10 protein-coding genes are annotated in these 13,153 nt (G+C 65.8%); 5 read left to right on the plus strand and 5 right to left on the minus strand.

The annotated features are described in order from the left end of the window. On the plus strand, positions 1-241 hold a 241-nt coding region (locus WH303_RS00940), incomplete at its 5' end, for a hypothetical protein (protein ID WP_339516207.1). Here the strand turns inward: WH303_RS00940 and WH303_RS00945 are convergent. Next, a complete protein-coding gene (locus tag WH303_RS00945; RefSeq protein WP_339516209.1) occupies positions 193-1,398 on the minus strand; it encodes a M20 aminoacylase family protein in 1,206 nt (401 codons plus the stop codon). The genes WH303_RS00940 and WH303_RS00945 overlap by 49 nt on opposite strands. 258 nt (positions 1,399-1,656) lie before the next feature. Between WH303_RS00945 and WH303_RS00950 the strand changes: the two genes are divergently transcribed. Both WH303_RS00950 and WH303_RS00955 read left to right on the plus strand, forming a co-directional pair. Further along, positions 1,657-3,750, plus strand: a complete 2,094-nt coding sequence (locus WH303_RS00950) for a molybdopterin-containing oxidoreductase family protein (RefSeq protein ID WP_339516211.1) — start codon at positions 1,657-1,659, stop codon at positions 3,748-3,750. Then, on the plus strand, positions 3,747-4,856 hold the full coding sequence (locus WH303_RS00955) for a M14 family metallopeptidase (protein WP_339516213.1): 1,110 nt from the start codon (positions 3,747-3,749) through the stop codon (positions 4,854-4,856). The genes WH303_RS00950 and WH303_RS00955 overlap by 4 nt, the downstream gene beginning before the upstream one ends. Here WH303_RS00955 and WH303_RS00960 read toward each other — a convergent pair. Further along, positions 4,837-5,433 carry a hypothetical protein gene (locus tag WH303_RS00960; RefSeq protein WP_339516215.1) on the minus strand — a complete coding sequence of 199 codons (597 nt, stop codon included), beginning with the start codon at positions 5,431-5,433 and terminating at the stop codon, positions 4,837-4,839. The two genes, WH303_RS00955 and WH303_RS00960, sit on opposite strands and share 20 nt — an antisense overlap. A gap of 126 nt (positions 5,434-5,559) precedes the next feature. Between WH303_RS00960 and WH303_RS00965 the strand changes: the two genes are divergently transcribed. Next, positions 5,560-6,825, plus strand: a complete 1,266-nt coding sequence (locus WH303_RS00965; RefSeq protein WP_339516217.1) for a class I SAM-dependent methyltransferase — start codon at positions 5,560-5,562, stop codon at positions 6,823-6,825. A 10-nt stretch (positions 6,826-6,835) separates the two neighbouring features. Continuing rightward, on the plus strand, positions 6,836-7,171 hold the full coding sequence (locus WH303_RS00970) for a DUF1840 domain-containing protein (RefSeq protein WP_116926167.1): 336 nt from the start codon (positions 6,836-6,838) through the stop codon (positions 7,169-7,171). Between the two features lie 70 nt (positions 7,172-7,241). Here WH303_RS00970 and WH303_RS00975 read toward each other — a convergent pair whose 3' ends face one another. From WH303_RS00975 to WH303_RS00985, 3 genes are all read right to left on the minus strand, one after another. Next, positions 7,242-8,228, minus strand: coding sequence for a tripartite tricarboxylate transporter substrate-binding protein (locus WH303_RS00975; protein ID WP_339516220.1), 987 nt, complete (start codon positions 8,226-8,228; stop codon positions 7,242-7,244). Between the two features lie 336 nt (positions 8,229-8,564). Continuing rightward, a complete protein-coding gene (locus tag WH303_RS00980) occupies positions 8,565-9,449 on the minus strand; it encodes a response regulator (RefSeq protein WP_339516222.1) in 885 nt (294 codons plus the stop codon). A gap of 2 nt (positions 9,450-9,451) precedes the next feature. Further along, positions 9,452-12,862 carry a hybrid sensor histidine kinase/response regulator gene (locus WH303_RS00985; protein WP_339516224.1) on the minus strand — a complete coding sequence of 1,137 codons (3,411 nt, stop codon included), beginning with the start codon at positions 12,860-12,862 and terminating at the stop codon, positions 9,452-9,454. Between the last annotated feature and the right edge of the window lie 291 nt (positions 12,863-13,153).

The following is a 13,153-nucleotide window of genomic DNA, read 5'->3' on the forward strand; positions in this document are numbered from 1 at the left end:
TCTCAAGCCCTATCTCGGCGTTGGGGTAGTGGCGTGGGTGCTGCGCTTGCTTCTTGTGCCCACTCTGGCATACCGGTTGATGGCAGGTGGTGCCTGGGTGGGGCGGGGTGGTTTCAGCTGTGTTTCAACGAAAAAGCGCCCGGGTCTTGCTCGGGCGCTTTTTTTGTTTTTGATTCGCTGGTCTGGCTTCGCCTATTTCTTCGCTTGGGCCAGCCACTTGGTGGCCAGCTCTACCCAGTAGGTGGCGCCCAGGGGGATTAGGTCGTCGTTGAAGTCGTAGCTGGGGTTGTGCAGGGTGCAGGGGCCGCCGCCGTGGCCGATGGCGCGGTGGTCGCCTTCGCCGTTGGCGATGAAGCAGTAGGCGCCGGGCTTGGCTTGCAGCATGAAGGAGAAGTCTTCGGCGCCCATCGTGGGCTCTTGCGCTTTCACCTTATCGGCGCCGATGATGTCGATCATCACCTGGCGGGCGAACTCGGCTTCGGGGGCGCTGTTGACGGTGGCGGGGTAGTTGCGGTTGAAGTGGAACTCGCACTGGGCGTTGTTCATCGCGCAGCAGCCTTCGGCCACCTGGCGCATGCGCGCTTCGATCAGGTCCAGCACTTCGGTGCGGAAGGTGCGCACCGTGCCTTGCAGCTCCACGCGGTCGGGGATCACGTTGTTGGCTTCGCCGCCGTGGATCATCGTGACGGAGATCACGCCGGTATCGAGCGGCTTTTTGTTGCGGGTGATGATGGTCTGGAAGGCCGTCACGATCTGGCAGGCGATCGGCACGGGGTCATTGCCCATGTGCGGCATCGCGCCGTGGCCGCCCTTGCCGGTGATGGTGATCTTGAAGTCGTTGCTGGAGGCCATCACCGGGCCGGGGCTGACAGCCATGTTGCCGGCGGCCATGCCGGGCCAGTTGTGCATGCCAAACACCGCCTGCATCGGGAATTTCTCGAACAGGCCATCCTTGATCATCTCGCGCGCGCCGCCACCGCCTTCTTCGGCGGGCTGGAAGATCAGGTAGACCGTGCCGTCAAAATCGCGGAACTTGGAGAAGTGCTTGGCAGCGGCCAGCAGCATCGCGGTGTGGCCGTCATGGCCGCAGGCGTGCATCTTGCCGGCATGGCGGCTGGCGTGGTCAAAGGTGTTGGACTCCTGCATCGGCAGCGCATCGATATCGGCGCGCAGGCCCACGGCCTGGCCGCTGGCGCCGCCATCCTTGCCGTGCACGATGCCGACCACGCCGGTGGTGCCCAGGCCGCGGTGGATCGGAATGCCCCATTCCGTCAGCTTGGCTGCCACCAGATCGGCCGTGCGCACTTCTTCAAAGCACAGCTCCGGGTGGGCGTGGATGTCTTTGCGGATCTGGGCGATGCTGGCCGCTTCGGCCACGATGGAATCAATCAGCTTCATGGAAAATCCTGTTGGCTACATGGGGGTGTATCTGTCTGGCGGCGCCTGCGGGGCCAAGGCATGGGCGGGCGGCGTGCCAAGCCCTCTATGGTGCAGCAAAGCCGGGCGCCCCTGCGCTGAAATGTCTTGGGAATAACCCTGGGCCTGGGCCCCGCTCGAAAACCTGCTGCACGCGACCCCAGCCCCTGCCATCTGGCGCTACCATGTGCAGCACAACTCTCCCCCCGATTTTGCGCCCGTCTGGGCGCCGCCACTGCCATGACCACCTCCGCTGCCACCACTACCGTTTTGGGGGCCTGCCCCCATGACTGCCCCGACACCTGCTCGCTGGTCACCACGGTGGTCGATGGCATAGCCACCAAGGTCAGTGGCAATCCCGCGCATGGGCATACCGGCGGCGTGCTCTGCGCCAAGGTGAGCAAGTACACCGAGCGCAGCTACCACGAAGACCGCGTACTGCAGCCGATGAAGCGGGTGGGGCCCAAGGGCAGCGGCCAGTTCCAGCCGGTGGGCTGGGACGAGGCGCTGGCCGATATCAGCGCGCGGCTGCACCGCATTGCGCAAACCGATCCGCAGGCCATCCTGCCCTACAGCTATGCCGGCACCATGGGCCTGGTGCAGGGTGAGAGCATGGACCGGCGCTTTTTCCACCAGCTGGGCGCCTCGCTGCTGGACCGCACCATCTGCGCCAGCGCGGGCTCGGAGGCCTTGCTGCACACCTATGGCGGCAAGCTGGGCATGCGGGTGCAGTTTTTTGCCGAGAGCCGGCTGATCCTCATCTGGGGCAGCAACAGCATTGGCAGCAACCTGCATTTCTGGCGCTATGCGATGGAGGCCAAGCGCCATGGCGCCAAGCTGGTCTGCATCGATCCGCGCAAGAGCGAGACCGCCGACAAATGCCATGAGCACCTGCAGCTGCTGCCCGGCACCGATGCGGCATTGGCGCTGGCCTTGATGCATGAGCTGATCGCCAACGACTGGCTGGACCACGACTACATCGCCCAGCACACGCTGGGCTGGGATGCGCTGAAGGAACGTGCCTTGCAGTGGCCGCCCGAGCGCGCCGCCCAGGTCTGCGGCATCGATGCCGCGCAGATCCGCAGCCTGGCGCGCGACTATGGCACGACCGAGCGGGCGGCCATTCGCCTGAACTACGGCATGCAGCGTGCGCGCGGCGGCGGCAATGCGGTGCGGGCCGTCGCCTGCCTGCCAGCGCTCACCGGCGCCTGGCGCCACCGCGCAGGCGGCCTGCTGCTGTCGAGCTCCTCGTCAGCCCCGGCGCGCCGGGGGGCGCTGCAGATGCCGGCGCTCTTGGGCGCGCGCCAGCCCCGCACCGTCAACATGAGCACGATTGGCGATGCGCTGCTCAAGCCCGCCAGCGCCGAGTTTGGCCCGCAGATTGCTGCGCTCATCTGCTACAACAGCAACCCGGTAGCCGTCGCCCCCGATTCGGCCAAGGTGGTCCAGGGCTTTGCCCGCGAGGATCTGTTCACCGTGGTGCTGGAGCACTTCATGACCGACACGGCCGACTATGCCGACTATGTGCTGCCCGCCACCAGCCAGCTCGAGCACTGGGACATCCACACCAGCTACGGCCATACCGATGTGCTGCTCAACCGCCCGGCCATTGCGCCGCTGGGCCAGGCGCGCAGCAATGCGCAGATCTTCCGCGACCTGGCGGCCCAAATGGCGCGCTACGACAGTGCCTTTGCCGCGCCGCATTTTGCCGACAGCGACGAGGAACTGTGCCGCCAGGCGGTCGACCCCACGCGCATCCCGTTTGAGCAGCTGCTGGACCAGGGCTTTGTCGCGCAGGACCTGCCCGACGCCCCTTTTGCCGAGGGCGGCTTTGCGACGCCCTCGGGCAAGTGCGAGTTCCACAGTGCGGCATTGGAGGCCATAGGCATCAACCCCTTGCCCGACTACCTGCCCAACCATGAGCTGCCTACGGCCAGCCATCCGCTGGCGATGATCTCGCCGCCGGCGCGCAACTTTCTCAATTCCACCTTCGTCAATGTGCGCAAGCTGCGCAGTGCCGAAGTGCGCCCGATGCTGGAGATGCACCCCAGCGATGCGCAAAGCCGCGAGATTGCCGATGGCGATCTGGTGCGCGTCTTCAACACCCGGGGCGAGCATGTCTGCCATGCCAGCATCAATGGCCGCGCCCGGCCCGGCGTGGTGGTGGGGCTGGGCATCTGGTGGCGCAAGGACGGGCCCAATGGCACCAACGTCAACGAGCTGACCCACCAGCAACTGACCGATATCGGACGCGCACCGTCCTTTTATGACTGTGCGGTGCAGGTCGAGCGCATGGTCAATGCCGACATCCGCCACGGAGGTATCGCCGCATGAGCGCCGTAGAACAAGCCTTTTCAGCCAGCTATGCTGCAGCACGCCAGCAGTTTCTCGAGGCCGCCGCCTCCGCCGGCCTGGCGCTGCAGTCCCAGCCCCATCCGTTGACCGGGGTAGAGGGCGAAGCGTTGGCCATGGATGTGGCCCGCGATGGCGCGATGGACGCCGACCAGCTGCTGATCCTCAGCAGCGCCTGCCATGGCATCGAAGGCTACTGCGGCAGCGGCGTGCAGGTCCATGCGCTGCGCGATGCCGAGTGGTTGGACAAGGCACGCAACGCCGGCGTGGCCGTGCTCTATGTGCATGCGCTCAACCCCCATGGCTTTTCCTACGGCCGGCGGGTGACGCAGGAGAACGTCGACCTGAACCGCAACTTTGTCGATTTCTCCCAGCCGCTGCCGGGCAACCCGGCTTATGACCAACTGCACGACGTGATCGTGCCCGCCCAGTGGCCGCCCACGGCCCAGGTGCAGCAGGCGATGCAGGACTTTATCGACGCGCATGGCCTCAAGGCCTGGCAGGCCGCGGTCGCCCAGGGCCAGTACCGCCATCCGCAAGGCGTGTTCTTTGGCGGCCAGGCCCCCACCTGGAGCAACCAGACCCTGCGCCAGGTGCTGCGCCAGCACGGCAGCCAGGCGCGCCAGATTGCCTGGATCGACGTGCACACCGGCCTGGGCCCCAATGGCTATGGCGAGCGCATCTTTACCGGCCCGCCCGGCGATGCGGCCATGCTGGCGCGGGCGCGCCGCTGGTGGGATGGCGCTGGTGCCACGCCAGTCACCTCGCTGGACGATGGCAGCTCCTCGTCGCCGCCGCTGACCGGCTTGCTGTGGAACAGCGTGGCGCAGGAATGCCCGCAGGCCGCCTTTACCGGCATGGCCCTGGAGTACGGTGTGCTGCCCGTGCATGCCACCTTGGATGCCTTGCGCGCCGACCACTGGCTGCACCAGCACCCCGAGGCGCCGGCAGACCAGCAAGCCGCCATCCACCAGCAGATGCGCGAAGCCTTCTACGACGAGAGCGTGGCCTGGAAGGGGCAGATCATCAGCCAGGCGCGGCAGGCGCTGTTCCAGACCGTCGATGGCCTCAGCCGCGAGGCGCGCTGACCTCAGGCGGAGCGACCTCTAGAGCGACCTGCAGCGCGACCTGCTGGCAGCCCCAGTGGTGCAGGCATTCGCGCAGCAAGATCAACAGCGCCGCCTGCGCTGGCGTCAGCTGCAGGCCGCCGTGGCTGCCGCCCATCATGTACTGGGCATAGCGGTTGAACAGCTGCTCGATGGCGTCGGTCGTCTGCAGGGCAGCTTGCGGATCGTGCAGCTGCGCCGCCAGCGCTGCCATGTCCGGCGCGCGGCACAGCAAAGCCAGCTGGGGCCCCGGCGCTGGCCAGCTGCGGGTCAGCGGCATGATCTGGTCCTCCACCAGCTCAATCACCTGCTCCACCTGGCCGGCCCCTGCCGATGCGCGGCTCAGGTACTGTGTTGCCAATTGGCCATAGCCCAGTGGCAGATCGTGTCGAATAGGTGACGCGTTTTGCGGCGCCAGGCGCCAGACATGGCAGGCATCCGGGTCGGCTTGCAGCACCACCCAGTCATGGTCTGGAAAGCGCGCTTGCAGCGCGGCCAAACCCTGCAAAATCGCGGGGTTTGAAGGGATGGTCGGGTCGGAGGGCAGGGATGTGGACATGGTCGCTGGGCAATGCTAAGCGCGCTTGATCGGCGCTGCTCGCTGTATCTTTTATACATATGCTGTCAGTAGGTGTGTCAGACAAATGCCATTGACGGCGCGGAGCGGCGTCACACAATAAGTGGCATGAATATCCTGCAGTCCAAGCTCGAAGAGAAGCTGGCGGGTTTGCCAGTGTTGGTTGCCATCTCCATGCCCCAGGGCGGATGGATCGGTCCGCCGGACCAGGCGCAAGTACGTATCCGTTGCCACAATGCGGCGGCGCTGGCCTCGCTGGCGGCGGGCGATGTGGGGGTGGTCGGCGCGGCCATCGTCGAGGGCCATGTCGAGATCGAAGGCACGATGCGCGATGCCATGGCCGCAGCGGTGGCCTTGATGCCCGCCGACCCGGTGGCCGCACGCTCGACCTGGTGGAGCCGGCTGCTGGCGCGCTCCCGCTCGGCAGCGCTCCATACCTTGACCAAGGATTCCGAGCAGATCCAGTTCCACTACGACGTCTCGGACGACTTCTACGGCCTGTGGCTGGACCCGCGCCGCGTCTACTCCTGCGCCTACTATGCCGAGCCTGGCTACAGCCTGGCGCAGGCGCAGGAGGCTAAGCTCGATCTGATCTGCCGCAAGCTGCGGCTGCAGCCCGGCGAGCGTTTTCTGGATGTGGGCGCTGGCTGGGGCGGCCTGCTCTTGTGGGCGGCCGAGCACTACGGCATCGAGGGCACCGGCATCACCTTGTCGAAGAACCAGCATGCCTATGTCAACCGGCTGATCGAACAAAAAGGCCTGCAAGGCCGCGTCCGGATGCTGCTGAGCGACTACCGCCAGCTGCAGGTGGACCAGCCTTTTGACAAGCTCGCCTCGGTAGGCATGTTCGAGCATGTGGGCCGCGCGCATATGCAGGAGTACTTCAGCGTGCTCAAGCGCCTGATCAAGCCCGGCGGCTTGCTGATGAACCACGGCATCACCGCTGGCGGCACCGACAACGAACAGCTGGGCGCGGGCATGGGCGATTTCATCGAGAAATACATCTTCCCTGGCGGCGAGCTGATCCATGTCAGCGCCGTGCTCGAAGAGATGGCCCATGCCGGCTGGGAGATGGTAGACACCGACAACCTGCGCCCCCATTACGCCAAGACCTTGTGGGCCTGGTCCGATGCGCTGGAGGCGCAGCTGGGTGAGGCGCTGGCCATCCTCTCACACAAGGGCAACCCCGCGCAGGCGGCCAAAACGCTGCGCGCCTACCGCCTCTACCTGGCCGGTTGCGCCACCGGTTTTGAGCATGGCTGGGTGGCGCTGCACCAGATGCTGGCTGTCATGCCCGATAGATCGATGACGACAGGGACCATGCCTGGTGCACAATCACAATACCCGTTCACCCGGGACTATATGTATCGATAAGGAGCGCACCGTGCTATTCAAATTCAAATCTCAGGCCACTGCAGACATGATCATGCTCGAGCCCGATGCCCGCAAGGTGCTGCAGATCATCGGCAAGGACGCCTCGCCACGCGGCATCATCACCACCGACCAGATTCCGCAGGCCATTGCTGCGCTCCAGGCCGCCGTGGCCGCTGAGGACGAGCGCGCGCAGGCGGCAAAAACCCAGGATCTGGACCAGGACCCCGAAGACGCCGATGGCCAGGATGTGAAGGCCAGCGTCGGCCTCAAGCAGCGGGCGGTGCCCTTTATCGAGATGCTGCGCCGCAGTGCGGCCGAGCAGGCCGATGTGGTCTGGGGCGGTTGATCGCTCAGCAACGTTCTCACGCCAACGAAAAAAGACTGCCGAGGCAGTCTTTTTGCATGGGGGCTGAGGATCAGTCGGCGAAGGTGCCGGCGGCCTTGATGATCGGCGTCCACTTGGCGATCTCGGCCTGCACAAAGGCCTTGTGGCCTTCGGGCGTGATGCGCTGGTCGGTGGCGACCACGGCGCTCAGGTTTTCGGACTTCTTGATGAACTCGGGGTCCTTCAAGGCGACCTTCAGCGCGTCGTTGACCTTTTTCAGGATGTCGGCCGGCGTGCCCTTGGGGGCGTACAGGCCGTGCCAGATCGTCACTTCAAAGCCGTTCAGGCCTTCTTCCTGCAGGGTCGGCAGGTCCTTGAGCGATGGCGTGGTCAGGCGCTTGTTGGTGGTCACGGCATAGGCCTTGACCTTCTTGCCCTCAATCTGGCCGGTGGTGTTGGTGGTCTGGTCGCAGAGCACATCGACCTGGTTGCCCATCAGGTCGGCAATCGCCGGAGCGGCGCCCTTGTATGGCACGGCGGTCAGCGGGATCTTCAGGGTGCTTTGCAGCAGCAGGCCGCACAGGTGCGAGGCAGAACCGATACCGGCATTGGCCAGGTTGACCTTGTCCTTTTCCTTGTTCAGGTAGGCGGCCAGTTCCTTGTAGTTGTTCGGTGCCAGGGTGGGCTTGCCGACCAGGGTCATCGGCACGTCGTTGATGATGCCCAGGTATTCGAAGTCCTTGGTCACATCGAAGGACAGCTTGCGGTAGAGGATGGGGGCCGTGGCCACGCCGATGTGGTTGAGCAGCAGCGTGTAGCCGTCTGGCTTGGCGCGTGCGGCCTTGGCCATGCCGATGGTGCTGCCTGCGCCGTCGGCGTTGTCGATGACCACGGTCACGCCGTTGAGGGGCTTGCGCAGTGCTTCGGCCAGGTCGCGTGCCACGCGGTCGGTGGGGCCGCCAGCGGTGAACGGCACGACGATGGTGATGGGCTTGTTGGGGTAGGAGGCGTCGGCATAGGCGCCGGTGGCGGTAGCGGCCGCCAGGGCCAGTGCAGTCCATTGCATCATCTTGTTCATAACGGCTTGTCTCTCTTGAATGGGAAAAAGAGTGCCATCCTAACGAGAACAGACTGGGGTTTTTTCTAAGGTAAACCCTTGTTTTTCCTGAGTGTTTCGAGTTTTTGACAAAGGCTTTTTTCGCGAACTTAAAGCCAAATGGCCGCCCGGCTCAACCACGGTTTATCAGGGCTGCTATCAATATTGATAGTTGAAATGTCGTAAGCCTTGGGCGAAATGTCGTGCGCCCAGAGGCAGTGATGGACATTTATTTGCGCTGGCGCAAGCCGTTTGGCCCGCAACCAGGGGCTTTCAAGCCAAGCAATATCCGTAGCCTTCCTGTGGCTTTCACCGAGCTTACGCCGCCAACGACCCGCTGACGATGGCTGCCGCCGCAGCACGGGTCTCCACGCCGAGCTTTTCAAACACATGCTCCAGGTGCTTGTTGACGGTGCGCGGGCTCATGCCCAGGATCTGCGCAATGTCGCGGTTGGTCTTGCCCTTGGCCAGCCAGCCCAGCACTTCCGTCTCGCGCGGGGTCAGCGCCGCGTCCTGCAGGCGTTGGGTGCTGGCGCGCAGGCCCTCATGGCCCAGGCGCAGCACCAGCATACGCTCGCCAATGCCCACTTCGCCCACCGACTGGGCCAGCAGGCTGCCGCTGCCCAGCGGGTGCTGGGCCGCCGTATCCCAGGCCGACTGCAACCAGGCCGTTGCCGCTGCCGCACTGGCGCCAAAGGCCTGCTCCAGCCACAGCGCCGCTTGCGGTGAGCGCCAGGCCAGGCGCCCCTGGCGGTCGAGCACCACCACGCCCATGCCGGCCACATCGACCGCGGCCTGGGCCATGCGGCCCACATGGGCGTTGTGCATATGGCGGGCCAGGCGCGCCAGCACCTCGGGCAGCTTCAGCGGTTTGACGACATAGTCCACGCCGCCGCAGGCAAAGCCCTCGACGATATGGTCGGTCTCCGACAGCCCGGTCATGAAGATGACCGGCACATGGGCCCAGGCCGAGTGGGCCTTGATCTTGCGGCACAGCGAAAAGCCGCTCTCGCCGGGCATCACGCAGTCGAGCAGCACGGCGTCCGGCGTGGCGATCTCCAGGCGCTCCAGCGCCTCGGCCGCATTGCGGGCGACCAGCACGGTGTAGTCCTGCTGACTGAGCGCGTCGCAGAGAAATCCCAGGGTCTCGACGGCATCGTCCACGACGAGGACAACACCGGCATGGGGCGTGAAAGTGGGCATGGTCAGCGGTCCGCAGGCCCTGCAGGCCCGAGGCTCTCCAGAATGAGGGGAAAGTCAAAGCGCTGGGCAGCGGCATCGAGGGCCTGCAGCGTGCCGCGCGATTGGGGGTGGCTGGCCTGGGCGGCCGCCAGCAGTTTGCGCAGGCCGGCGCCATCGCCAAAGCGCGCCAGGCGCGTGATGTCCGACTGCAGATCCGGCGGCAGGGGCGGCTCCTGCGGCGCAGGTGGCGGCGCTGCGGGGGGCGTGGCCGCTGAGCTGGCCGAGCCAGCCGAGCCAGTGGCCATGTCTTCTATCCATTCGAGCTTCAGCAGCCAGGCCAGCGTGTCCATCAGCTCGGACTCCAGCACCGGCTTGCCGACAAAGGCCTGGCAGCCGGCGCGCTCGAGCTGCTCGGGCTGGTTCTCGAACAGGTCGGCCGAGACAATGACGATGGGCAGGTGCACAGCGCTGTACTGCTGGCGCACCAGCGCAGCGGTCTGCCAGCCGCTCAGGTCATCCATGCTCAGGTCCAGCAAGATGGCATCGGGCGGCGTGTCGCGGATGACCTCCAGGCATTCCTGGCCGCTGGCCGCCTCCAGTACTGTAAAGCCCAGCGGGATCAGCACGCCGGCGATCAGCTGGCGGTGGATGGGCTGGTCGTCGACCAGCAGCAGGGTTCTGCGCGGGCCCAGGTAGCCGCCGATAAAGGGCCGGGCCTGGGGCTGGCCGGCCAGTGCGCGCGGCGGGTTGTGTACCTCGCTCAGGTACAGGCGCACCGAGAACGTGCTGCCCTGGCCGGGCGTGCTCTGCAGGCTCAGCTCCCCACCCATCAGCAAGGTCAGCATGCGGGTGATGGTCAGGCCCAGGCCGGTGCCGGTGCTGGCGGCGCGGCGCCCGGCGCTGCCGCGCTCAAAGGGCATGAAGATGCGCTCATGGTCCTGCGGCGCGATGCCGATGCCGGTGTCGCGGATGTCAAAGCGCACCACATCGCTGTGGCAGTCCACCTGCAGGCGGATGCTGCCGCTGTCGGTAAAGCGGATGGCATTGCCCAGCAGGTTGATCAGAATCTGGCGCAGGCGCTTGGCATCCGCCCGCACCCAGGCTGGAATGCGGCCCTGCGTCTGCAGCTCGAACTGCAGGCCCTTGGCCTCGGCTTGCGGCCGCACCATGCGGTTAACGGCCTCCAAAAACTCGGGGAACTGCAGCGGCGCCGGGTCCAGCCGCAGGCGCCCGGCCTCGATGCGTGCCAGGTCCAGCAGCTCATCGATCAGCGAATGCATATGCTGGCCGCTGTGCAGCATGGTGCTGATGTTCTCGTGCGCGGGGCCGGGCAGGTCGCTACGCCGCAGCAGCAGCTGGGCATAGCCCAGGATGCTGGTCAGCGGCGTGCGCAGCTCATGGGCCATGCCGGCCACATAGCGTGACTTGGCCTGGTTGGCCGCCTCGGCATGCTCCTTGGCGGCCTGCAGCTGGGCATCGGTGCGCTGGTGGGCCTCGATCTCCTGCATCAGCATCTGCGTCTGGCGCTCGGACTCCTCACGCGCCATGCGCCGGCTGTCCTTGGCCAGCACCAGCCACCAGGCGTAGAGCGCGCACAGCAGCGCCAGCAGCGAGAACGCGCGCACAAAGGCCCAGCGCAGATCCGTCTGCCCGGGCGAGAGGCTTTGCTGCATATAGACCACGAACAGGGCCAGCGCCATGGGGCTGGTCAGCAGCAGCACCGTGCCCGCATAGGAGGCCAGCCGGAAGTTGATGCTGCGCTGGATGCGCTGGGGCAGCAGGCTTTCATAGAGGCTGCGCCACTGCACCTGGGCGCGCGCGGTGCTGGGCTTGCAGCGGTCATGGCAGCGCGAATCGAGCGAGCAGCACAGCGAGCAGATCGGCGCGCCATAGGCGGGGCAGGCGGCCATGTCGGCGCGCTCGAACTGGTTCTGGCAGACGGCGCACTGCAGCTGCGCGGCCTCGAACTGCGCGGGCTGGCGGGCGATGTACCAGCGCCCGCCGGTGGCCCAGGCCAGCAGCGGCGATACCAAAAGCGCAATGGCCAGCGCGATATAGGGCGCAAAGGCGCTGGCCAGCTCGCCCAGCAGGCCGCTGTAGGCAATGCCGGCGGCCAGCGCGGCAATGCCCATGGCGCCCAGGCCGACGGGGTTGAGGTCATGCAGGTAGGCGCGGCGGAACTCGGTGCCCGTCGGGCTCAGGCCCAGCGGCTTGTTGATGACCAGATCGGCCACCAGCGCGCCGACCCAGGCGACTGCGATATTGCTGTAGATGCCCAGCACCTTCTCCAGCGCGCTGAACACGCCCAAGGTCATGATCAGCATCGCGATCATCACGTTGAAGACCAGCCACACGACGCGGCCGGGGTGGCTGCGGGTGAGGCGCGAGAACACGTTCGACCAGGCGAGCGACCCGGCATAGGCATTGGTCACATTGATCTTGATCTGCGCCATGATGACGAAGACCAGCGTAATCCAGAGGGCGACGCCCGGGTCCTGCACGATCTTGCCAAAGGCGGTGAGGTAGAGGTGGGTGGGATCGGATGCCTCGGCCACGGTCGAGCCAAACTGCAGCGCCACATAGGCCAGGTAGGCGCCGCCCAGCATGCGCGCCGCACCCACCAGAATCCAGCCGGGCCCACCCATCAGCACGCAAAACCACCAGCGGCCCCGGTTGGAGGCCGTCTTGCGCGGCATGAAGCGCAGGTAATCGACCTGCTCGCCCACCTGCACGATCAGCGCAAAGATCACCGTGCTGGCCGAGCCGAAATACAGCCAGTTGAAATCGGCGCTGCCCGAGGTCAGGCCCGACAGGCCCGGCAGCTCCTGCACAAACTGCGGCTGCTGGAAGGCCAGCCACAGGTAGGGGGCCAGCAGCATCACGGCCCACAGCGGCTGGGTCCAGGCCTGCAGCTTGGAGATGAAGGTGACGCCATAGAGCACCATCGGTATCACCACCAGCGCGCACAGCACATAGCAGACCACCAGCGGCCAGCCCAGCGCCATCTGCACGGCCAGCGCCATGATGGCCGCCTCCAGCGCAAAGAAGATAAAGGTGAAGGTGGCGTAGACCAGCGAGGTGATGGTCGAGCCCAGGTAGCCAAAGCCGGCGCCCCGGGTGAGCAGGTCCATGTCCAGCCCATAGCGCGCCGCGCAGACCGAGATGGGCCAGGCGGTCAGAAAGATGACGATGCCCATCACCGCAATGGCCCAGGCGGCGCTGCTAAAGCCATAGGCCAAGGTGATGGTCGCGCCAATCGCCTCCAGCGCCAGAAAGGACAGCCCGCCCATCGCCGTGTTCAGCAGCTGCCACTCGCTCCAGCGCCGGGCCTTTTGCGGCGTATAGCGCAGTGCGTAGTCCTCCATGGTCTCGTCGGCCACCCAGGCGTTGTATTCGCGGCGGATCGGGAAGATCTTTTGGGACGGCTTGGTCATCACAGGCAGCGCACAGGCGCTGGGGGCAAGGGATCCGCAGACTAAGCAATATTCAGGCCACGGCAAGGCTGGTGCGGCCGGCAAGGTGCGGCCGGCGAGGTGTGGCCGGCAAGGTGTGGCCGGCAAGGTGTGGCCGGCAAGGTGCACCCCAAGGCGCATTGGGCGAACAAGCTTAGCCCGCGGTGGCTACGCAGGGCCTACGTCAAATGACGTATGGGTGTTTGGCGGCCGCACTTTTAGAGTGGCTACAGGTTTCAACCCGTTACCAGTTCAGCCCGCTGAACCACTTGA

Source organism: Comamonas sp. MYb69 (genome assembly GCF_037479315.1).
Classification (GTDB): domain Bacteria; phylum Pseudomonadota; class Gammaproteobacteria; order Burkholderiales; family Burkholderiaceae_C; genus Comamonas.